The sequence below is a fragment of the Acinetobacter terrae genome (genome assembly GCF_013004375.1).
GTDB lineage: Bacteria > Pseudomonadota > Gammaproteobacteria > Pseudomonadales > Moraxellaceae > Acinetobacter > Acinetobacter terrae.
The window spans coordinates 12,585-34,218 of sequence record NZ_JABERI010000017.1 but is presented as its reverse complement, the minus strand read 5'-3'; the positions used below and the strand labels follow the sequence as shown (position 1 = coordinate 34,218).

Genomic DNA, 21,634 nt, shown 5'->3' with positions numbered 1-21,634 from the left:
ACAATCATGAAAGAATCAAGGTTAAATTGAAAGGACTGACCCCTGTAGAATACAGAAATCAGTCCTTAGAAATTGCCTAACTTACTGTCTAACTTTTGGGGGTCAGATCAAATAAGGAGGGCTTTTTTAGTTTTTTATTAAAGAGAGAAAGATGAACCACAACCACAGGTTGTGGTTGCATTTGGGTTTTGAACTACAAAACGTGAACCTTCCAAGCCTTCAATATAATCGACTTCTGAACCGACAAGATATTGATAGCTTAAAGAATCAACCAGCATTTTTACGTCGCCATTGACAAATTCAGCATCATCTTCATTCATGCTTTCAGCGAAGTTAAAGCCGTAAGAGAAACCAGAACAACCGCCACCTGTAACATAAACGCGTAACATTAATTCTTGGTTGCCTTCACTATCACGCAATTGGCGTACTTTATTCGCAGCATTGTCGGTCAGCACCAGAGCTTGGGCATTCATGTTGGATTCCTCTGTTCAATTCAGTTGTCTTTAAAAGATAAAGACCATATTTCAAGTATAGCATACCCAATATATGGTCAGTATTTGAAGATTTAAAGTCAAACCTGAGTATTTTTCTCAAGATTGTTTGTAGTTCTCATCTTGAAGACTACATTCAAAATTCTTTGGATCTTCCTTACAACGGAATTGCCATAACAATTTCATCATACGTTTATCATATACACCACGTTTGGTTAAATCGACACGCGATTCGCGCATCAATTTTTGATAGCCTGGCTTATCCACTGCAGGAATTTGCATCCAATATTTTTGTGGAATATCCGCTTTCATTTTGCCCAAAATACCAAATGCACGCGGTAACTGACCTCTTACCCATTCACGTGATTTTTGTCCATAACCTTCCGGGAATTTATCTGGACGGATAATAATATTACCGGTCACTTGTAGAATTGGATAATTCACAATCGCGCCTTTATTACCCAAACCTTTGTGTAATTCTAGCGGTTTAAATACAGCAGCAGGTGCCCCAATAATATCGACCTGACCATTGTTAAATTTGGCCCCGAAATTGGTTACATCCGCACTGACCGCCTGTGCACCAATTTGCTGAACCATAATTTTTTGTGCTTCGTCATAATCCAGGACTGCAATTTTTTTACCTGCAGCTTTAGCAACCGTGTTGATGTTACGGTCATTCACCATTAAAAAAGCATCACCGACTGGAATAACCCCCACCACTTCATATTTGCCACGTACCATATGTTTGGCAAAAGTCGGGCTGGCTAAGCCTTGCATCACTTTAACTGCAAGTTTTAAATCAGGAATCGCACCAATGGCATCTAAAGAGCCGGTAAAATCGTTAAACTGACGCCCCCGCATACCTGTGACACTAATCGCATCACATTTACCTGCTTTAAAATCTTCAGCAATGACCGCTTCGTTTTGGCCGACACGTAATTCAATATCTGCACCCCAATTTTTGGCTGCTAATTGATAATCTTTCATCAGGGTAAACACATCACCACTTTTACCCACCAAATCAAATACGCACATTACTTGTTTTGCTTGGCTAACACCAGTTACAGCACACAGACCTACACCAAGTAGCAGTGCTTTAGACCATTGCATCATGACTTTTTCTTCCTTGTGTCTTTGTTTTTATTCAGTCGAAGACTGAATCTTTTTGAGTTTTTATTCATCACGAAAAACAAGCATAGAAAGCTTGTTTTCATTTTTATGATAAAAATTTTATATCATTATTTTTTTAAGATTACGCCTTTTTTGACTGACAACAATGGCAAAAATGACATATTCAACTTGACAAAAAAGCCTAGATTAACTCTAGGCTTTCTTCTTTAAAATCAAAGTTATTCACCACCAAGTGAACATTCAAAATTCGCCTTATCGACAGAACAACGCGCTTTTTTCAATACCGTCATCATGCTGGCATCATAAACTCCACGTTTGGTCATATCCATACGACCATCACGTAACATTTTTTGATATTTAGTTTTATCTTCTGCGGTTAAGTTCATTTTAAACTTGGCTGGAATACTGGCTTCAAGACGATCAATCATCGCAAAACTTTTTGGCAAGTGTTTCACAAACCAATCACGCGATTTTTGTCCAAAGCCCGCTGGGAACTGATCAGGACGGATCACAAAATCTGAGGTCACTTGCAGTACCGGGAAATTGAACATTGCACCATTTGTGCCTAAACCTTTATAGATTTCCAAAGGTTTGTAAGCATAGGCAGGTGCACCCACCATATCGACCTGACCATTATTGAATTTCGCCACAAAGTTCGATACATCCGAGATCACGGCTTGTGCCCCTACACGCTGCACCATGATTTTTTGCGCATCATCATAACCCAATACTGCAAATTTTTTGCCTGCGGCTTTTTCAATTGAATCAATGCTCTTATCACGTACAAAAATAAAAGCTGAACCTAAAGGTGCAATACCGGCAACTTCATATTTTTTACCGCTTAAATTGCTGACCATTTTTGGCGCATTACGTTTATCGAGTGCAAATGTAATCGCACGCTGAGCAATGGCATTGCTCGGTGCACCGCCTAAAGCATCAATAGAACCGACAAATTTATTGTATTGACGTGCACGCATTGCCGTCATAAAAACGCCATCACATTTGCCTGCTTTAAAATCATTATCAGCAACAGCTTCGTCTTGACGCGGAATTAAATTAATATCGGCTCCCCATCCTTTGGCAGCCAGCGCCCATTCCTGCGCCATTTGATAAGACTCACCAGATTTACCCAGTAAATCGAATACACAAACATTCACCTTTTCTGCTTGTGCAGTTGTGGCTAAACCAAGAGCAGAAAATGCTGCTAATGCCAGAATCGTTTTTTTCATTGTAGTGGTCCTTTTCAGAATCTTGTTGTTTGATGAGTGTCCATTCATGGCACAAATATTATGCAAGTTTATTTAAAATAAATAGAGCATTTACTCCATTTATTTTCAACTTAAATGTCAGTTGATTCATATTTTTTTAAGTTGCTAATAAAATCATAAACTTAACTAATAACAGTTTTAGGTATCACTTAGAAAATTTTAGATATTTTACAAATTACTACACAATACTCGAGTTATTCACCACTTAAAGAGCACTCAAAATTGGTTCGCTCCACAGTACAACGGGCTTTTTTCAATACAGTCATCATGGTCTGATCATAAATTCCTTGTTTGGTTAAATCAATTCGCCCTTCACGCAGAATTTTTTGATATTTTATTTGGTCTTCTTTGCTTAAATTCATGCGGTATTTTGCCGGAATTTCAGCTTCCATACGTTTGACCATCGCAAAGCTTTTCGGTAATTGTTTTACGAACCAACTACGCGATTGCATGCCAAAACCTTCGGGGAATTTATTTTTACGTATAATCAGATCGGCTGTGACATTCACCACAGGAAAATTGATCATCGCACCTTGGGTACCTAAACCTTTATAAATTTCTAGCGGTTTAAAGGCATAAGCGGGTGCAGCAACAATTTCGACTTCAGCTTGATTAAATTTTTTGATAAAATTTGAAATCTCGGACATGACCGGAACAGCGCCAATACGCGTGACCATAATTTTTTGAGCATAATCATAATGTAATACAGCGAATTTTTTGCCTTCTGCACGGGCTAAAGAATTAATCGATTTATCACGTACAAAAATATAAGCCGAACCAATTTGTCCAATCCCTGCCACTTCAAAGGTTTCTTTCCCCATGGTATTGATCAGGCGTTTTTCATTACGTTTATCGAGCACATAGCTAATAGATTTTTGCGCAATATCATTGGTCGGTACGCCGCCAATCGCATCAATTGAACCTGCAAATTTATTGTAGGCACGCGCACGCATGGAGGTCATATAAAAGGCATCACATTTCCCGGCTTTAAAGTCTTGTTCAACTTTGGCTTCATCCTGATAAGCTATTAAATTGACATCTGTACCCCAGTTTTTACTGGCCAATGCCCATTCTTCAATCAGCTTATAAGATTCACCCGATTTTCCTAACAAATCAAAAACACAAACATCCGCTTTGGCATGCAATATATTTGATGTTATTAATGTGGCCAGTGCAGATAAAATCAAAAATCCTTTTTTCACGCTCAACAATCCTTATTTTTATTCGTCATTTATAGCGTGTGACTATAAGCATATTTACTGATAAAACCTAGCACAGAGCATCAATTTTAATAATCTGTACTGTACACAAAATGCACTTGAAATAATTCATCGATATAAAACAGTTTAGTTTTTTGTTTTCGCGGTTACTTCCTTTAGAATACGCACACTATTCTTGTTATTTAGATATTTTAATGATTCAGTTAGATCAACTTTCTATACGTCGCAGTGGACGTGTTTTATTTCAAAAAGCATCCATGCAACTCCATCCAGGCTGGAAAATTGGTTTAACTGGTGTAAATGGCGCAGGAAAATCCACGCTATTTTCTGCACTGCTCGGTGGTATGGAATCGGATGGTGGTTCTTTAACTCGCCCAGCGGTTTGGACCGTTGCGCATATGGCTCAGGAAATCAAAGCTTTAGATATGAAAGCCATTGATTTTGTATTGTCTGGCGATGAAGAATTTTGGGAAATTCAAAATAAATTAGATCACCCAGAAAGCTTAAGCGATGATGAGCTTGCACATTTATACGGTCGTTTTGACGAAATTAATGGCTATTCTGCACCGTCTAAAGCATCGCAATTAATGGCGGGTTTGGGCTTCTTTGAACATCAGTCACAACTCGATGTTTCAAGTTTCTCGGGTGGTTGGCGTATGCGTCTGAATCTTGCTCGTACCTTGATGAGCCGTTCAGACCTATTATTACTTGATGAACCGACCAACCATTTAGATTTAGATGCCATTTTATGGTTAGAAGATTGGTTAAAAGCCTATGAAGGCACACTGATTCTGATTTCACATGACCGTGATTTCCTGGATGCAATTACCGATCATATTTTACATATCGAAAATCAAGAACTGATTCTTTATACAGGTAACTATTCAACATTTGAACGTACCCGTAGTGAACGCTTGGCTCAGCAACAACAAGCTTATGAAAAGCAGTTAGAAACTCGCGCGCATTTGCAGAAATATATCGACCGTTTTAAAGCGCAAGCAACCAAAGCCAAACAAGCGCAAAGCCGTATTAAACAACTTGAACGTATGCAAGAGTTGTCTGCAGCGCATGTTGATACACCGTTTACCTTCTCATTCCGTGAACCGACTAAGATGAGTTCGCCACTGCTTGAACTTGAGCATGCGGATATTGGTTATGGCGACAAACTGATTGTAACCAATGTCAGTTTACAAATCACACCCACCAGCCGTATTGGTTTACTGGGGATGAATGGTGCAGGTAAATCGACGCTGATTAAATCATTGGTGGGTGATTTACAACTGCTGCAAGGTACCCGTAACGATTCTGAACTGTTAAATATCGGTTACTTTGCCCAGCATCAAATGGATGCTTTGGATGGTAATGCTAGCCCAATGCTACAATTATCTCGTATTGCCGATAAAAAAATCAGTGAAGCCAGCTTGCGTTCTTTCCTCGGGAGTTTCGGTTTTAGTGGCGAACGCATGGATACCCCAAGTGAAAGTTTCTCGGGGGGTGAACGTGCCCGTTTAGCACTGGCACTGATTGTATGGCAACGTCCAAATGTCTTGATCCTGGATGAACCGACCAACCATTTAGACTTGGATATGCGTCATGCATTAACCATGGCATTACAAGATTTTGAAGGCGCTGTGGTGCTGGTATCCCATGAACGTCAACTCATTGCCAGTGTGTGTGATGAGCTGATTCTGGTGCATGGCGGTCAAAGCCGTGAGTTTGATGGTGATTTGACTGCATATGCAGACTGGTTACGCCAAGCGCGTATCGAGATGATGAAGTCAGGTCAACAACCTGCTGCACCTGTGAAATCTCAAGTGGAAGTTAAGCCTACGATTTCTAAATTGGATAAAGAAGCACAACGTAAAGAAGCTGCACGTCGTCGTGAACTCAGCCGCCCTGTTCGCAAGAATATTGAAAAAATTGAAGCTCAGGTTGCCAAAACGCAACCTCGTTTAGCGGAAATCGAAACATTACTCGGTGATAGCGCATTATATGAAGCAAATCGTAAAGATGATTTGTTGAAGCTCATGAACGAACAAACCGAGTTAAAAGCGAAATTAGCTCAAGCTGAAGAACAGATGTTAGAGCTAATGATGGAGTTGGAAGAGCTGGAGGGTGCATTCGGATAAGCCCATTTACCACTCTTAAGCAAAACTAAAGTGATGCTTATTTTATGATCGCAGTACAATTTCAAACGTGTACTGCGATTTTTTAATTTTTCTACACAACACTTTTTATAGCGATATCACATCACCCAGATGTCAGTGTGGTTAAATTTAAAAATCACTACCTATTAACTTTAAATTCAAAACCGACTTTTAAATTTAAAAAACTTACCCACAAAACACATAAAAACCAACTTTGAATTTAAAATAAAAATGCCAATTTAAGCTGTGGATAAATTACTTTTCACATTTTTATTCAATAAAAATAAACTTATCCACATTTGTGTTTTAAAGAAAATAAGACTTCTTATTCATCCTGCTTTGGTTTTTTGCGTTTTAAAAACCTGAGTTCGATAATTTTCCAAGCACCTTCATTGACCCATAATTCCTGAATTTGTCTTTGATCTTCCAAACCAATTAAAACCTTACAGCGCTTCAAATCTCGATCAAACTCAAACTCTTCAAATTCAACGTTGGGCTTTTGCGGTTTCCATACGCCATTTTTTACTGCATGAGCAATACGTTCATAACGGGTAAAATTGCTTTCAACTCGACCTTCCTGCTCATAAACCACCTTAAATTGTTCATGTTCATACCGAGCCAACACCTCAAAATTACCGGTAAAAAATGCATTGCTCCAAATATCCCGGATCTGTTCCAGTTGATTATCCATCGTACTAACCTCGTAATATTGCATGATGATCTCCTGTGTATATGATTCATCATGACAGAGGAATAAGTCATTTTTATAAAACAAATATGGCTAAAAGTTAATCGTATTTAAATAAAAATAGCATAAAAAAAGCACCCCGAAGGATGCTTTTTACAATTTAACTCATCAATAGATTAAGCGTCGATATCCGCATTTAAGGCATTTTCTTCAATGAAGGCACGACGTGGTTCTACATCGTCACCCATCAAACAAGAGAACATGCGATCTGCTTCAATCGCATCATTAATGGTGACTTGCAACATGTTACGGTTTTCAGGATCCATAGTGGTTTCCCAAAGCTGTTCCGCATTCATCTCACCCAAACCTTTATAGCGCTGGATCATCATGCCGCGACGTGAATCGGCTAAAATATGCTGCCACACTTGATGGAAAGTGGTGACATTAATTTTGCGATCGCCTTTCTGCAAATACGCACCGTCTTCAAGCAAGCTAAACCAGCTCTTTGAATTTTGCAGTAAACGCTTATATTCACCTGACGCCAACAATCCAGAATCAAGTAAATACGAGTGCGGCAAGTTATGTACATATACGGTCACACGTGGCCAGTAATGTGCAACTTTTTCACCATTGGCATGTTCTTTTTCAAACACTTCCAAAGTGATTTCAGGACGTAAACTTGGTTGATATTTTTCAATCGCAGCACGTAACTGTTCAGACCATTGTTTCACATAATTTTCATCATGATTTTGATCAAGTTTGAATGCATCCAGACCCAATAAACCATCAAGCAAACTTGCAGGATAGCGTAGAGTTAAACGGTTCAAACTTTTCTGTGAAACCTGGTAATCTTCAATGACTCCTGCCAGTGCTTGACCTGTAATTGCAGGAGATTCAGCACTGATATGCAGGGATAAATCATCAATCGCATTTGAAATCAGGAAGGTTTCTAAAGCATCATTATCTTTAAGATACTGCTCCTGCTTGCCTTTTTTCAATTTGTACAATGGTGGCTGTGCAATATAGATATAACCGCGTTCCACAAGTTCAGGCATTTGACGGAAGAAGAAAGTCAACAGTAGCGTACGAATATGCGAACCGTCGACGTCAGCATCGGTCATGATGATAATTTTGTGATAACGCAATTTATCCGGATTGTATTCTTCACGGCCAATACCACAACCGAGTGCAGTAATCAGCGTGCCGACTTCTTGCGAAGAAATCATTTTGTCAAAACGCGCACGTTCCACATTCAGGATCTTACCTTTCAGTGGCAGAATCGCTTGCATCTTACGGTTACGACCCTGTTTTGCAGAACCGCCCGCAGAGTCACCTTCGACCAAGTACAGTTCAGACAATGCTGGATCTTTTTCTTGGCAATCGGCCAATTTACCTGGAAGACCTGCAATATCAAGTGCGCTCTTACGACGTGTCATTTCACGCGCTTTACGTGCCGCATCACGCGCACGTGCCGCATCAATAATTTTGCCGGCAATTGATTTTGCCGCTTGTGGATTTTCCAGCAAATAGGCAGAAAATTCCTTGTTCATCGCCTGCTCTACAGCAGGTTTAACTTCACTTGAAACCAGTTTTTCTTTGGTTTGTGAAGAGAATTTTGGATCTGGCACTTTCACCGAAACAATTGCAGTTAAACCTTCACGTGCATCATCACCAGTCACCGCGACTTTTTCTTTCTTCAGAATATTTTCGCTATCCAAATACTGGTTTAAACCACGGGTTAATGCTGCGCGGAAACCGGCTAAATGTGCACCACCATCTTTTTGTGGAATATTGTTGGTAAAGCAGCGCACGTTTTCTTGATAAGTGTCATTCCACTGTAAAGCGACTTCAACCGTAATCCCTGTTTCCGGCACTTGGCTGGTGAAATGGAAAATATCATTTAAATGGGTTTTGCCCTGATTGATATATTTTACAAATTCAGACAAACCGCCTTCATAATCAAACACATGTTCAGCATTAATACGCTCATCACGCAATACAATGCGAACGCCGGCATTCAAGAATGAAAGTTCACGCAAACGACGCGCTAAAATATCAACATTGAAAATGGTTTGGCTAAACGTTTCTGGACTTGGATAGAAACGAACCGTTGTTCCAGTTTCCTCAGTATCACCAATGGCACGTAACGGATATACCGGATCGCCGTGGCAATACTCTTGCTCGTACACTTTACCGGCACGACGAATATTCAGTAATAATTTACTCGACAATGCATTTACAACAGAAACACCTACCCCGTGCAAACCACCTGATACTTTATAGCTATTATCGTCAAACTTACCGCCGGCATGAAGAATGGTTAAAATTACTTCAGCAGCAGATACGCCTTCTTCTGGGTGAATATCAGTTGGAATACCACGACCGTTATCTGAAACACTGACCGATTCATCTTCATGAATAATGACTAAGATTTCATCACAGTGACCCGCCAAGGCTTCATCAATTGCATTATCAACAACCTCAAACACCATGTGATGCAAACCTGAACCATCGTCAGTATCACCGATATACATACCTGGACGCTTACGAACAGCATCGAGGCCACGTAATACCTTGATACTAGAGGAATCATAAGCCTTTTCATTGGTTGGTTCTGTTTGAGAAGCAGCTTGATCTTCTGAACTCATGGTTTCTCCCTAGTGAAATATAGGTCTATCCAAAGATGGGTAAAATCTAAAAAACTATTGCACGACAACTTGAACTTGACCGTTTTCAACATTGAATAATTGATATGAAATAGACAAATCATGTAAATGTTTTTTTACTGATTCATGCTCTAAAGTGGTAATAAAAACTTGACTACCCAGTTGGCTCAATCGCTCAATTAATCGTCGTTGTGCAGTTAAATCTAATTCTGCTGTCACATCATCTAATAATACCACAGTTTCCTTATTACAGGCATGTAGCATTGCAATCTGTGACAGTTTTAAGGCGACAATCAACAGCTTTTTTTGACCGCGTGAAAGCACCACGTCAGCATCACCCAGCGTTGTTTTTAAACGTAAATCTGCACGATGTGGACCATACTCGGTATAGCGCCTATCGAGGTCTTTTTGATGATGTACAGTTAAGTCATGCAGCAAGCCGAGCTCGGTATGAAACCCGGGAACATATTCCATTTGAATATCCAGATCAGGCAATAACTGTTTTAAATCCTGTTCAAAATAGACTTTCCACTGTTCCACAATTCCACTGCGCTGTGAATGCAGCATTTCGCCATATTCAGCCAGCATTCTATTCCACGGCTCCAAATCATTCAGGCTGAGACTTCGTCTCGATTTCAGCAAACTGTTGCGTTGTTTTAAAGCGCGCGAATAATACTGCCAGGCATGATAAAAATCGGGTTCCACGTGGAACATCAACCAGTCAATCAGTTGGCGGCGAGGTTTGGCCCCATAGTCAATAATATCGGTACTTTGTGGATCAATATGCTGCAAAGGTAATATTTTAGCCAGTTGCCCTTGGGTCGCAATATGATCACCATTGACTTTAATCAGTTGCTCACCGGATAAAAATTTTTGCATGCCAATTTTTTCAGTCGCAGATTGCGCAAAAACAATCGCGTCACTTGTTTCATTTTGAATATAGTTTTTCGGGATATGGGTTCGGAAAGAACGCCCGGTCGCCAGCAAATGAACCGCCTCTAGAATCGAGGTTTTACCTGAACCATTTTGGCCATAAAAGACATTAAACGGCTGCAACTCTTGGAGTGCAACCGCTTTTAAGTTTCGAACACGTTCTATATTTAAACGCGTGATAAACATAATTTGATCTTGTAAAAAATCTGCAAATTAAACACGCATCGGCATCACAACATAGGTCTGATCTTGTTGTGCCGGATCATGTACCAATACCGATTGGTTGGCTTCAGTCATGGTCATATAGACATCATCACCATCCAAAGCACCCAATACATCTAATAAGTATTGCGCATTGAATGACATTTCCATCGGTGCATCTGCATATTGAATGGCTAGATCTTCAATCGCCTCATCTTGCTCTGGATTATTGGCGCGAAGTTGTAAACAATCAGCACCAAAATTCAGGAACACACCACGTAATTTTTCATTACTTAGAATCGCCACACGTTGCAGAGATTGTTTAAATACATCATGCGCGATCAATACATTTTTATCGCCACCACGAGGAATCACACGACGGTAATCCGGGAATTTCCCATCAATCAACTTGGTGGTGAAACGAACAGTGATATTCCCCTGTTCTTTGTCACGGCTTGGGGTGCTAATGGTGACATTTAATAATTCACGACCAATCAGCAAAGATAATTGCTCATCTTCAATACTGAGTAAGCGTTGTAATTCCGCTACTGCTTTGCGTGGCACAATCGCTTGAATGGCTTGGGTTGCAGTTGACGTTGCTGCTGTTTCACACAATGCTAAACGGTGACCATCGGTGGTGACTGCACGAAGCTGATTTTGATCAATTTCAAGCAAGGTACCGGTTAAATAAAAACGGACATCTTGCACTGCCATCGCAAAAGCAGTTTTTTCAAACAGGCGTTTTAACTCGCGCTGAGTCACCGTCACTTGCGTACCTTGAGCATTTTCAGTGCTCAATAACGGATAATCTTCCGCAGGCAAAGTTCCCAACACAAAACGGCTGTTACCCGATTTTAAAATGCAGCGATCTTCAGTAATTTGCAGGTCAATCAATGCCGCTGTCGGTAAAGATTTACAGATATCCATCAGCTTGCGTGCAGGAACAGTGGTCTCGCCCACTTGCAAGCATGCACCTTCAGCCAGCGTAGTACTCGCCACCAGCTCCACTTCCAAATCGGAACCGGTAATGGTTAGCGATTCGTTACTGACCTGGATCTTTACATTAGAAAGAATGTTTAAAGTATGGCGACGTTCAACCGCTCCTACGACATGTGACAGAACATTAAGTAAGCTTTCTTTCGCGATTTTCAAACGCACGGTACATTCCTCTAACTACTGAAGATAAATAATAAATAAATGTGTTTTTAGCAGTGTACTATGCGGCAGAATATGCCGCATTGCAAGAATAGAATTTGATCAAATTCGATCAACTTTGCAACAAACGTTGCAAGTTTTTATAGTCTTCATTGAAGATCGGATCTTCTTTACGAAGGCTTAATACTTTCTCACAGGCATGCATCACGGTACTGTGATCACGACCACCGAAGGCCATGCCAATTTCCGGGAAACTATCGCCGGTCAATTCACGCGCAAGCCCCATTGCCAACTGACGTGGACGGGCATAAATACGGGTACGTTTCGGACCCACAATTTCTTTTAGCGGAATACGAAAATATTCACTTACCACACGCTGAATATTTTCAGTACTGATGGTTCTGGCACGAATCGCCAATACATCTTTTAACGATTCACGCACCACATCCAGATCAATGGGGGTGCCTTTAAAACGTGAAATAGCCACGACTTTATTCAACGCACCTTCGAGTTCACGAACATTGGCCACAACTTGTTGTGCCACAAACAAAGCACAATTACGCGGCAACTCAACCCCGATGTTTTCAGCTTTTTTTAACAAAATTTCAATACGGGTTTCAATATCTGGTGGTTCCACACCCACCGACAAGCCCCAAGAAAAACGCGAAACCAAACGTGCATCCAGTTCAGTCAATTCTTTAGGATAACGATCCGAGGTTAAAATGATCTGCTTTGACTCATCCAACAAGGCATTAAACGTATAGAAAAACTCCACCAAACTGGCTTCTTTGCCGGCCAGCAAATGAATATCATCGACTAGCAACAAATCCAACGAGCGGCAATTTTTCTTAAATTCTTCCACTTTGCCTTGTTGTAATGAGCTGACAAAATCCTGGACAAAACTTTCCGCAGTCATATACATCACGCGCGCATTGGGTTTGGCTTGTAATAAAGCATTCCCCACCGCTTGCATTAAATGCGTTTTACCTAAACCTGTCGGACCATACAAAAACAAAGGATTATGTTGAGAAGCACCCAATTGGGTTAAAACTTTACGACAGGTTTCCGCCGCCATCTGGTTCGAGCGGCCTTCTACAAATAACGAAAAGGTAAATAATGGGTTTAATAAACGCTTACGGCTATTTTTAACGCCGGATTCTTCTTTTTCTTTTCGAGGTCTGGCCATCGGTGTGGCAACCGATTGCAAAGCAGCAGTCGTGGTTGCCGGTTGTTCATGGGCGGATAGAATTGCACCTGGACGGGAATCCACCAAAATTTCAACTTTGCGCACTCGGCCTTCAGACATTTGCTCTGCCAAAATCGTGATCAGCTCAAGATGATGTTCCTGAATATAACGGGTCCAATAAGGATTGGGTGCATAAAGTTTTAGGGTGTCGTTAAGCTCTTCAGCCACCAAAGGGCGAATCCACATTGTAAAGACATTCCCCGAAAGCTCTTGTCGCAAACGAGTTAAACAGTCAGTCCAAAGCATGTGAAACCCCTATTTATTCCATTAGTTATAAAAAAATCATTTGAGCCCGACCAAGCGGGTCGCCATTCTATCGAAGTTATCCACATCTGTCATGGCAAAATTAAAGAAATATCATTCAAAAAAGCAAATTCCAGTTTAAATTTAAATTTAAATCACGATGTGGATAAGATTATCCGCAAGCTGTGGATAAAATATATCACAAAGTTATCCCCAATTTAACAAGGTTATAAAAACATGGATATCCACAATCTAACTTAATGTTTATATAAATAAAAAATAGCTTTTCCACAGAAAAACAGCTCCCTAATAGTAATAAATTTAAATTTATAAATTTGAATTTAATTATAAGAACGGTTGTTGGTGGGGATAACTCTGAATATTTTTAAATTTAAATTCAAAAGTGAAGAAAACAATCTTATCAATACTAAGTTGTGGATAATGTTGTGAATATTTCTGTTTATAACTTATGTTGCATTATTAATCAACAACTTATGTTGTGTGTAAAATTAAAACAATTTTTAATGTGATAAAAAATCTCATATTTTTCATTTTTTTTTAAAAATACCTTATTTTGAAAGAAAGTTTGTTTTTGATTGACAGCTCACTGAATGAACACTAAAATCGCGAACCTTCATAGAAGATCATTTTTGGAGTTTCAATATGAAACGTACATTTCAACCATCAGAATTAAAGCGTAAGCGTGTTCATGGTTTCCGTGCTCGTATGGCTACTAAAGCTGGTCGTCAAGTATTAGCTCGCCGTCGTGCAAAAGGTCGTCATAGCTTAACTGTTTAATTAGTTAAGTTATTACGATTTTGGGTGTCATGACACTTTATGGCTTCAGCACAGACGTACGCATACGCTGTGCTGCCGATTATAAAAGTGTGTTTGATGGTGCGCTTTTTAAAGTGCATCAACCCCACTTCTTATTTTTGGCAAAAAACTCCGAACAGCCTTCCAGTCGTTTGGGTATTGTTGTTGCCAAGAAAAAAGTGCGTCGCGCACATGAAAGAAATAGAGTAAAACGTCTTGCTCGCGAAAGTTTTCGCCTTCATCAACAGCAATTAGATTTATTAGATATTGTGGTCATGCCTAAAGTCGGCATTGAAGCAATCCCTAATGCAGAATTGCAACAGCAATTACAATTTGCTTGGCAGAAATTGCAACGCCTTGCCAATAAGCATAAAAAGATAGCTCCCTCCCCACAAAAGTAGAGATGGCCAATGGTACGTTTACTGCATTGGTTGATTCGATTCTATCAGATCGCGATTAGTCCTTTATTGGGACCCCGTTGTCGTTATATTCCAACATGTTCTCAATATTCTTTAGAAGCAGTCCATTCTCATGGTGCTGTGCGTGGTGCGTGGTTAGCTACCAAACGTATTTGCCGTTGTCATCCTTGGGGTGGATCGGGTTATGACCCTGTTCCTCCAAAAGCAATTCGTTTTATTTCATTTCAGCAAATGGATTCTCAAACGCTTCACGTTGCTGTACCCTTTCGTGATCGTTTATTGAACCGAAATCACTCTAACTACTTGGGATAATAGATATGCAACAATGGGCCAGGTTTGCAATTCTAGGGGCTATGTTTGTCGTCGCATATTTGCTTATTTTGGCTTGGCAAAAAGATTATGGTCATGCAGAGACTAAACCGCAGCAAGAAGCTGCCGTGGTTTCACATGAAGTATCTGCAGATTTGCCAAATGCTCAAACAGCTCCAGCAGCGTCTGACGTGCCTCAAGCAAATATTGCTACTCAGCAAACCACAACAGATGCCACTGCACCTGTAAGTCAACAGCTTATTTCAGTACAAACTGACCTTTATCATCTTTGGATTAATCCTAAAGGTGGTGACATTGTTCGTATTGAATTATTGAACCACGATAAAAATAAAGACAGTGATGAACCGTTTGTCATGCTGGAAAGCGATGCAAAACGTACTTACGTTGCTCAGTCTGGCTTGATTGGTTTAAATGGACCTGACAGCAACCGTAATGGTCGTCCGGTTTATGAAGTTGAAAAAGCAGCTTATAGCTTGGCTGATGCTAAAGCTGAAAAAACCAAAGATGGTAAAACGATTAAAGTTTTATCTGTACCGATGGTTTATAAAACGGCTGATGGTGTAGAAATCATCAAAACATTTACCTTTAAGCAAGGTGAATACCCGATTATTGTGAACCACAAAGTTGTGAACCGTAGTGCTCAGAACTGGCAAGGTCAAATGTTTGGTCAAATCAAACGTGATAATTCGGACGATCCAGGTAAATCAGACCAAGGCATTTTCACACTAGGTACATTCCTGGGTGGTGCTTGGGGTACACCTGATGAACACTATAACAAGCTTAAATTTGACAACTTCAATGATGAAAAATTGAATGTTGAAGCAAAAGGTGGCTGGGTTGGTGTTGTTCAACACTATTTCGTAAGTGCTTGGATTCCAGGTGATCTTAAACTGACTCAAGCCAATGGTCAGCCGTATAGTGCGAAACTGGAATCGCGTCAATCCACTGATAATATGAATATTATTGGTTTCACTTCACCGATGATCAATGTACCTGCAGGTACTGCGGCTGAATTGGATGCGACGTTCTATTCAGGTCCTAAAATTCAGTCTGAACTGAAAGATTTGGCGATCGGTTTAAACCAGACTGTTGATTATGGTTGGTTATGGCCAATTGCGAAGTTATTGTTCCTGGGTCTGCAATTCTTCCATAACATTGTGGGCAACTGGGGCTGGTCAATTATCTTATTGACTGTGTTGGTAAAACTGATTCTTTGGCCATTATCTGCTAAGAGCTACCGTTCTATGGCGAAAATGCGTGTGATTGCACCTGAAATGCAACGCATGAAAGAAGAGTTCGGTGAAGACCGTATGCGTTTCTCGCAAGAAATGATGGCGCTGTATAAACGTGAACAAGTCAACCCATTATCAGGTTGCTTGCCACTGCTTTTACAAATGCCGATTTTCTTGGCCTTGTACTGGGTATTGATGGAGTCGGTAGAACTTCGTCACGCACCGTGGTTAGGCTGGATTCAAGATTTATCTGCAATGGATCCATGGTTTATCCTGCCGTTATTGATGGGTTTGACCATGTTTATTCAGCAGTCTTTAAATCCGCAACCGGCTGATCCGATGCAGGCGAAAGTCTTCAAAATCATGCCAATTATCTTCACCGTATTTATGTTGTTCTTCCCTGCGGGCTTGGTAATGTACTGGATTGTCAACAACAGTATTACCATCTTGCAGCAAAGTTTGATCAACAAAGGTGTGGCGAAAGAACGCGAAAAACGCGACGTTGTTTAAGTAACGACTGATTGCGAATAGCTGAATAAATCCGCTTAAGATGGTAATCTTAGGCGGATTTTTCTTTGGCTGTAATTTAGGACTTTTTAGGTGAATTTTATGCAAAACCGAACAACGATTGCTGCAATTGCAACTCCGCCCGGACGTGGTGGTGTGGGGGTGATTCGTCTGTCTGGTCCAAAATCCTATGCCATTGCAGAAGCATTAACGCAAAAGGCCTTACCGAAAGCGCGCTTTGCCGGTTTCCGTCAGTTTTATGATGCCGCGGGTGAAGTCATGGATGAGGGTTTAGCCATTTGCTTTCCCAATCCAAACTCGTTTACCGGTGAAGATGTGGTTGAGTTGCAAGGTCATGGTGGACCTGTGATTCAAAATGCTTTGCTGGGGCGTTTGCTTGAATTGGGTGCGATTGCGGCCAAAGCCGGTGAATTCTCGATGCGTGCCTTTGAAAATGGCAAGCTGGATCTGGTTCAAGCCGAAGCGATTGCCGATTTGATTGATGCAACGTCACAAGCCGCCGCACGTTCTGCGGTACGTTCGCTACAAGGGGCTTTTTCGACCCGAGTGAACACCGTATTAGAGAAATTGATTCATCTACGTTTACATGTGGAAGCTGCCATTGATTTCCCTGAAGAAGAAATAGACTTTTTGGCCGATGGTAAAATTTTAGCGTTGCTTGAAGATGTGCAAAGTTCAGTGACGGCAGTGCAAAAGTCGGCACGTCAAGGTCAGTTATTGCGTGAAGGCTTACAGGTGGTGATTGCCGGTAAGCCGAATGCAGGTAAATCTTCCTTGTTGAATACTTTGGCCGGAAATGAACGTGCCATTGTGACCGATATTGCCGGTACAACCCGTGATGTCTTGCATGAAAAAATCACCTTAAATGGCTTGCCGATTACCCTGACCGATACTGCAGGTCTGCGTGAAACCGGGGATATTGTCGAGAAAGAAGGGATCCGCCGCGCGATTAAAGAAATTGAACAAGCGGATTTGTTGCTGTTGGTGTATGACTTAAGTCAAGGTGAAGATCCACTGCAACTGGCACAAAACTATTTTGCCGAGCATCTGGAGCCACGCCGTCTAATGTTAATCGCCAACAAGTGCGATTTAACCGGTGCAGCTGCTGAAATTGGCGATTATCAGGGATTTCGTCATATTACCGTCTCAGCCAAGCAGGAAACTGGTGTTCAATCGCTTATAGATGCGATTACAGCGCATGCAGGCTTTCAGCCAGAAGAAGATACCTTTATTGCACGTACACGTCATTTAGACGCAATGAAACGCACTCAAGTGTATCTTGCAGAAGCACATGAGCAGTTGGTGGTATATCAAGCGGGTGAATTGGTGGCAGAGTCTCTTCGTCTGGCGCAAAATGCCTTGGCGGAGATTACCGGTGAATTTAGTGCAGATGATTTGTTAGGGAAAATCTTTGGATCGTTCTGTATTGGAAAGTAATCCAGTCGATTTGAAAAACCGCCTTTATGAAGGCGGTTTTTTTATGATGAAATTTTCTTATGCCAAAATATCAGCGCAAGACAGAGTAAACCAACGCCTACACAGAATCCTAAAACCCCAATGGTTAAGCCAAAATGATCGGCTAAATATCCCACTGCAATAATCGGGACAATCGTGCCCAAGTAACCAATAAATAAATAGGTCGACATCACAGCTGCGCGGTTATCCGTGGTGGTCATCTGGTGAATTAAACCGAATGCACCCAATAAGCCCAGCCCATGTCCTACACCGACCATAATGTCGCTGATAAAGAACAAAATACTCCACTGCATACTCATACATAAGCCCAATAAAACAAAGCTCACCACTAAAGTCATCAGCCCTAAACTCAGGCTTTTTGCTGCAGGAAGATGTTTAGCGGAAAATTGTACGACAGCAGAAACCAGTAAAATACTGGCAATCGCTGAACCACTGACCAATGGTCCATGCCAGGGAATTAGGTCTTTCACAAAAGATGGTGATAAGGATGCAAATAAACTAAAGGCCCCAAAAGCGCTGAATGCAGTTAAACCGGCAATAAAAAATAAGGCTTGATGCTGGGCTGCAGGTATTTCTAAACGTGGTGCAATTGAAAAAGGCTGGGCTTTAAATTGTGGGACTTTAACCAGAAATAAACCAAAAAAGCATAAAATTGCGGCTGCAATAATGGGTAAATAAGGCGTAATTAACGGTTGGGTAGAGAACTGAGCAATCAGCCCGCCAATAAAGGGTCCCAAGCCAAAACCCATTACGGTAATGATGGAACTTAATTGCGGTGCATTTTGTTTATGACTATCTGGAATGGTGGTGATTAATCCAAGCATCGCAGAGGTACTGATCAGCCCTGATGCAATCCCAATAATAAAGCGACCTAAAGCCAGCCAAAGCGCATTCGATGCAATGGATGAAAGTGCTAAGCCCAATATCACAAACACGATACCGATTTGTAAGGTACGTAGGAATCCAAAACTGTTGCTGGTTCGACCTAAAAATAACAAGGTCGCCAGACAGCCAAACATATAAGCCACAAAGATATAGGTAATATGGCTCGGTAGCAGATGCCACAGTTCTTGATAGATCGGATATAAAGGGCTCGCGAGTGCGGTTCCAATGGTTCCAATACAAAGTGCCAGGCTGACCATTAAAAATGGTCGCCATGATTGTTGAGTCGTCATGTAGAGTCACAGAAACACCCGCCATAGGTTTGAAAATAGCGAATATTTGGAGAGGAAAGAAGAGCTATAGATTAATTCTTATCCGCCTAGGGCGTCAATTTATAAGATGTAAACCATTTAACTATAACGCTTTAATAATTTTAAAAATTCAGCAAGTTCCTGTTCATTAATTTCAGTTTGTTCACCAATCACGTGATGACGTAAATGTGATTCGATCAATTCACTCATTAGACCATTCACGGCACCTTTAATGGCAGCAACTTGCTGTAATACCGTAATACATGAATGCTCAGGGCTGTTTAAGGCCTGCTCTACGGCGTTAATTTGTCCTTGTAAGCGTTTGACTCGATTATGAATTTTCTTATCTTGATGTAAATGACCCAACACAATTCTCCAAAAATAAATATACTATGGGGGAGTATATTTAAGCGCTAAAATTATGCAAAAAGCCCCATTGACCAGAACACACGCTCATCAGTTTGATGAAGGTAATCCCCTCGCCCAAAAACGTATTCTATTGGCGACTATTCTAACGGCAGTGATGATGCTATTAGAAGTGATTGGAGGCTGGATTTACAACTCTATGGCGTTGCTTGCCGATGGTTGGCATATGAGTTCACATATGTTGGCCTTGGGACTGGCTTATTTTGCCTATCGTTCCGCACGTCATTATGCACATGATTCTCGATTTAGTTTTGGCACCTGGAAAATTGAAATTTTAGCCGGATATAGCAGCGCGATCTTATTGATGGTGGTGGCGATATTTATGGCATTCCAGTCGATAGAACGACTTCTCAACCCGATTGATATTCATTATAACCAGGCCATTCCCATTGCAATTCTGGGTTTGGTGATTAATTTAATCTGCGCTTGGTTACTGCATGATGATCACCATCACCATCACCACGAACATGAAAATGAGCACGCTCATGTACATCATGACTTAAACCAGAAAGCTGCATTTATGCATGTAGTTGCAGATGCGGTGACCTCAGTGTTTGCGATTATTGCGCTGTTTGCTGCGAAGTATTTAGATTGGGGTTTTCTCGATGCGGTACTCGGGATTGCAGGTTCGATTTTGGTGGCAAAATGGGCCATTGGCCTGATTAAAGAGACAGGGAAAACCTTGCTCGATGCGGAAATGGATCATCCGGTAGTGGAAGAAATCCGGGAAGTGATTGCTGAATTTTCTGTGGTAGAAATTACCGACCTGCATGTCTGGAAAGTCGGTAAAGGAAAATTTTCCTGTATTTTAGCTTTGGCAACGGATTCCAGTTTGAACGCAGACCAGGTTCGTAAAGCACTGTCTATTCATGACGAAATTGTGCATGTTTCGATAGAAATAAATCCGCTATAAATTCTGTCAATGTTCCACGTGAAACCTTGATGATGAAATATGTGGGCTTTCAGTAAGGACTGCTAAAATTAACTGAATCTGTCGTTAAATTTTAAGTAGAATCGCGTTGAACAATTGGAATCTATGAGCAAAAAAACATGATTAAAAAAACATTGGCATTCGCCTTGGTCAGTTTTATTTCAAGCTTAAGTTTGGCGAATGTTGATACGGTCAAAAACAACCTCACCAAACAACATCCAAAATTGAGCATTGAAAATATTCAAGCCACCGATATGAAAGGTATTTATAGCGGTTCAATGGATGGTCAAGTAGTGTATTTAGGTGAAGATGCGCAACATATTCTGGTTGGTTCAATGTACCGTTTAAGTGATCAGAAAAATTTGACCAAAGATTTAGTACTTAAACAAAACAGCATTGATTGGAAAAAATTGCCTTTACAGGATGCAGTGAAAAGTGTGCGAGGTAATGGGAAACGCCAGATCGCAATTTTTTCTGACCCAAATTGCCCGTATTGCAAACAACTTGAGACTGAATTAAGCAAGTTGAATGATGTCACGATTTATACTTTTATTTATCCAATCAAAAACCAGTCAATTGCTGTTTCAAAGCAAGTTTTCTGTGAAAAAGCTCCTGCCTTGGCTTGGTCAAATTTGATCGGTAAAGGGATTCAGCCAAGTTCTAAAAAGACCTGTGCCAATCCGATTGATCGTAATTTGAGTTTAGGAAAATCATTGGGTTTAAATGGAACACCTGCCATTATTTTCTCCAATGGTTTTAAGGTGATGGGTTCCCACCCTGCTCAAGAAATAGAAAAAATGTGGAAAGAGCTGGGTCTATAACAGGTTTATTTCCTGATGAATCAAACCATAAAAAAGCACCTTAACAGGTGCTTTTTTATTAGAGTAACTGAGC

General features: G+C 40.7%; 19 protein-coding genes and 1 pseudogene. 9 read left to right on the top strand and 11 right to left on the bottom strand.

The window, feature by feature from the left end:
- A partial coding sequence (locus tag HLH14_RS16185; protein ID WP_171532934.1) for an IS3 family transposase occupies window positions 1-80 on the top strand: 80 nt, incomplete at its 5' end.
- A 57-nt stretch (window positions 81-137) separates the two neighbouring features.
- Here the strand turns inward: HLH14_RS16185 and erpA are convergent.
- The 4 genes from erpA to HLH14_RS08695 form a co-directional block, all read right to left on the bottom strand.
- Entirely contained in the window at window positions 138-473 is a 336-nt protein-coding gene (erpA, locus tag HLH14_RS08710; RefSeq protein WP_067723871.1) for an iron-sulfur cluster insertion protein ErpA, read from the bottom strand.
- Between the two features lie 117 nt (window positions 474-590).
- Window positions 591-1,601 (bottom strand): putative solute-binding protein, encoded by a 1,011-nt coding sequence (locus HLH14_RS08705; protein ID WP_171255166.1) that lies wholly within the window; start codon window positions 1,599-1,601, stop codon window positions 591-593.
- A gap of 239 nt (window positions 1,602-1,840) precedes the next feature.
- Window positions 1,841-2,851, bottom strand: coding sequence for a putative solute-binding protein (locus HLH14_RS08700; protein ID WP_067723869.1), 1,011 nt, complete (start codon window positions 2,849-2,851; stop codon window positions 1,841-1,843).
- Window positions 2,852-3,084: 233 nt separating this feature from the next.
- On the bottom strand, window positions 3,085-4,092 hold the full coding sequence (locus HLH14_RS08695) for a putative solute-binding protein (RefSeq protein WP_131271944.1): 1,008 nt from the start codon (window positions 4,090-4,092) through the stop codon (window positions 3,085-3,087).
- Between the two features lie 212 nt (window positions 4,093-4,304).
- Between HLH14_RS08695 and HLH14_RS08690 the strand changes: the two genes are divergently transcribed.
- Window positions 4,305-6,239 carry an ATP-binding cassette domain-containing protein gene (locus HLH14_RS08690; protein ID WP_171532931.1) on the top strand — a complete coding sequence of 645 codons (1,935 nt, stop codon included), beginning with the start codon at window positions 4,305-4,307 and terminating at the stop codon, window positions 6,237-6,239.
- A 343-nt stretch (window positions 6,240-6,582) separates the two neighbouring features.
- On the opposite strand, the gene HLH14_RS08685 is transcribed toward HLH14_RS08690, so the two are convergent.
- The 5 genes from HLH14_RS08685 to dnaA all read right to left on the bottom strand — a co-directional run bounded on the left by HLH14_RS08685 (window position 6,583) and on the right by dnaA (window position 13,392).
- Window positions 6,583-6,948: a hypothetical protein gene (locus HLH14_RS08685; protein ID WP_171532933.1), complete on the bottom strand. Its 366-nt coding sequence runs from the start codon at window positions 6,946-6,948 to the stop codon at window positions 6,583-6,585.
- A gap of 173 nt (window positions 6,949-7,121) precedes the next feature.
- On the bottom strand, window positions 7,122-9,593 hold the full coding sequence (gyrB, locus tag HLH14_RS08680) for a DNA topoisomerase (ATP-hydrolyzing) subunit B (RefSeq protein ID WP_086194728.1): 2,472 nt from the start codon (window positions 9,591-9,593) through the stop codon (window positions 7,122-7,124).
- A 54-nt stretch (window positions 9,594-9,647) separates the two neighbouring features.
- The gene (gene recF, locus HLH14_RS08675; protein WP_171532930.1) at window positions 9,648-10,730 is read right to left on the bottom strand and encodes a DNA replication/repair protein RecF; all 1,083 of its coding nucleotides are present in this window, start codon (window positions 10,728-10,730) and stop codon (window positions 9,648-9,650) included.
- A 27-nt stretch (window positions 10,731-10,757) separates the two neighbouring features.
- Window positions 10,758-11,903: a DNA polymerase III subunit beta gene (gene dnaN, locus HLH14_RS08670; protein WP_171532929.1), complete on the bottom strand. Its 1,146-nt coding sequence runs from the start codon at window positions 11,901-11,903 to the stop codon at window positions 10,758-10,760.
- Between the two features lie 109 nt (window positions 11,904-12,012).
- Window positions 12,013-13,392, bottom strand: a complete 1,380-nt coding sequence (gene dnaA, locus HLH14_RS08665) for a chromosomal replication initiator protein DnaA (RefSeq protein ID WP_067723862.1) — start codon at window positions 13,390-13,392, stop codon at window positions 12,013-12,015.
- A 660-nt stretch (window positions 13,393-14,052) separates the two neighbouring features.
- Here dnaA and rpmH point away from each other — a divergent pair.
- The 5 genes from rpmH to mnmE all read left to right on the top strand — a co-directional run bounded on the left by rpmH (window position 14,053) and on the right by mnmE (window position 18,151).
- Window positions 14,053-14,187: a 50S ribosomal protein L34 gene (gene rpmH, locus HLH14_RS08660; RefSeq protein ID WP_000831329.1), complete on the top strand. Its 135-nt coding sequence runs from the start codon at window positions 14,053-14,055 to the stop codon at window positions 14,185-14,187.
- A 29-nt stretch (window positions 14,188-14,216) separates the two neighbouring features.
- Window positions 14,217-14,606, top strand: a complete 390-nt coding sequence (gene rnpA / locus HLH14_RS08655; protein ID WP_004650901.1) for a ribonuclease P protein component — start codon at window positions 14,217-14,219, stop codon at window positions 14,604-14,606.
- A gap of 9 nt (window positions 14,607-14,615) precedes the next feature.
- Window positions 14,616-14,936, top strand: coding sequence for a membrane protein insertion efficiency factor YidD (gene yidD, locus HLH14_RS08650; protein ID WP_067723861.1), 321 nt, complete (start codon window positions 14,616-14,618; stop codon window positions 14,934-14,936).
- Between the two features lie 5 nt (window positions 14,937-14,941).
- Complete coding sequence (yidC, locus tag HLH14_RS08645; protein ID WP_171532928.1) at window positions 14,942-16,696, top strand: membrane protein insertase YidC; 1,755 nt, start codon at window positions 14,942-14,944, stop codon at window positions 16,694-16,696.
- Window positions 16,697-16,795: 99 nt separating this feature from the next.
- Window positions 16,796-18,151, top strand: a complete 1,356-nt coding sequence (gene mnmE / locus HLH14_RS08640; RefSeq protein WP_171532927.1) for a tRNA uridine-5-carboxymethylaminomethyl(34) synthesis GTPase MnmE — start codon at window positions 16,796-16,798, stop codon at window positions 18,149-18,151.
- A 41-nt stretch (window positions 18,152-18,192) separates the two neighbouring features.
- On the opposite strand, the gene HLH14_RS08635 is transcribed toward mnmE, so the two are convergent.
- Window positions 18,193-19,365: an MFS transporter gene (locus HLH14_RS08635; RefSeq protein WP_235940484.1), complete on the bottom strand. Its 1,173-nt coding sequence runs from the start codon at window positions 19,363-19,365 to the stop codon at window positions 18,193-18,195.
- Between the two features lie 117 nt (window positions 19,366-19,482).
- Entirely contained in the window at window positions 19,483-19,749 is a 267-nt protein-coding gene (locus tag HLH14_RS08630) for a metal/formaldehyde-sensitive transcriptional repressor (protein ID WP_131271938.1), read from the bottom strand.
- Between the two features lie 55 nt (window positions 19,750-19,804).
- Between HLH14_RS08630 and dmeF the strand changes: the two are divergent.
- Window positions 19,805-20,778, top strand: a pseudogene (gene dmeF, locus HLH14_RS08625) (CDF family Co(II)/Ni(II) efflux transporter DmeF).
- 81 nt (window positions 20,779-20,859) lie between these two features.
- A complete protein-coding gene (locus HLH14_RS08620) occupies window positions 20,860-21,561 on the top strand; it encodes a DsbC family protein (protein WP_171532925.1) in 702 nt (233 codons plus the stop codon).
- The last annotated feature ends 73 nt before the right edge of the window (window positions 21,562-21,634 follow it).

What these genes read in the sequence shown, in the direction of transcription:
- rnpA (WP_004650901.1), top strand. Translation starts at nt 14,217, where the DNA reads ATGACACTTTATGGCTTCAGCACAGACGTACGCATACGCTGTGCTGCC.
- rpmH (WP_000831329.1), top strand. Translation starts at nt 14,053, where the DNA reads ATGAAACGTACATTTCAACCATCAGAATTAAAGCGTAAGCGTGTTCAT.
- recF (WP_171532930.1), bottom strand. Translation starts at nt 10,730, where the DNA reads ATGTTTATCACGCGTTTAAATATAGAACGTGTTCGAAACTTAAAAGCG.
- yidD (WP_067723861.1), top strand. Translation starts at nt 14,616, where the DNA reads ATGGTACGTTTACTGCATTGGTTGATTCGATTCTATCAGATCGCGATT.
- HLH14_RS08700 (WP_067723869.1), bottom strand. Translation starts at nt 2,851, where the DNA reads ATGAAAAAAACGATTCTGGCATTAGCAGCATTTTCTGCTCTTGGTTTA.
- HLH14_RS08635 (WP_235940484.1), bottom strand. Translation starts at nt 19,365, where the DNA reads ATGACGACTCAACAATCATGGCGACCATTTTTAATGGTCAGCCTGGCA.
- erpA (WP_067723871.1), bottom strand. Translation starts at nt 473, where the DNA reads ATGAATGCCCAAGCTCTGGTGCTGACCGACAATGCTGCGAATAAAGTA.
- yidC (WP_171532928.1), top strand. Translation starts at nt 14,942, where the DNA reads ATGCAACAATGGGCCAGGTTTGCAATTCTAGGGGCTATGTTTGTCGTC.
- gyrB (WP_086194728.1), bottom strand. Translation starts at nt 9,593, where the DNA reads ATGAGTTCAGAAGATCAAGCTGCTTCTCAAACAGAACCAACCAATGAA.
- HLH14_RS08690 (WP_171532931.1), top strand. Translation starts at nt 4,305, where the DNA reads ATGATTCAGTTAGATCAACTTTCTATACGTCGCAGTGGACGTGTTTTA.
- HLH14_RS08620 (WP_171532925.1), top strand. Translation starts at nt 20,860, where the DNA reads ATGATTAAAAAAACATTGGCATTCGCCTTGGTCAGTTTTATTTCAAGC.
- mnmE (WP_171532927.1), top strand. Translation starts at nt 16,796, where the DNA reads ATGCAAAACCGAACAACGATTGCTGCAATTGCAACTCCGCCCGGACGT.
- HLH14_RS08685 (WP_171532933.1), bottom strand. Translation starts at nt 6,948, where the DNA reads ATGGATAATCAACTGGAACAGATCCGGGATATTTGGAGCAATGCATTT.
- dnaA (WP_067723862.1), bottom strand. Translation starts at nt 13,392, where the DNA reads ATGCTTTGGACTGACTGTTTAACTCGTTTGCGACAAGAGCTTTCGGGG.
- HLH14_RS08705 (WP_171255166.1), bottom strand. Translation starts at nt 1,601, where the DNA reads ATGCAATGGTCTAAAGCACTGCTACTTGGTGTAGGTCTGTGTGCTGTA.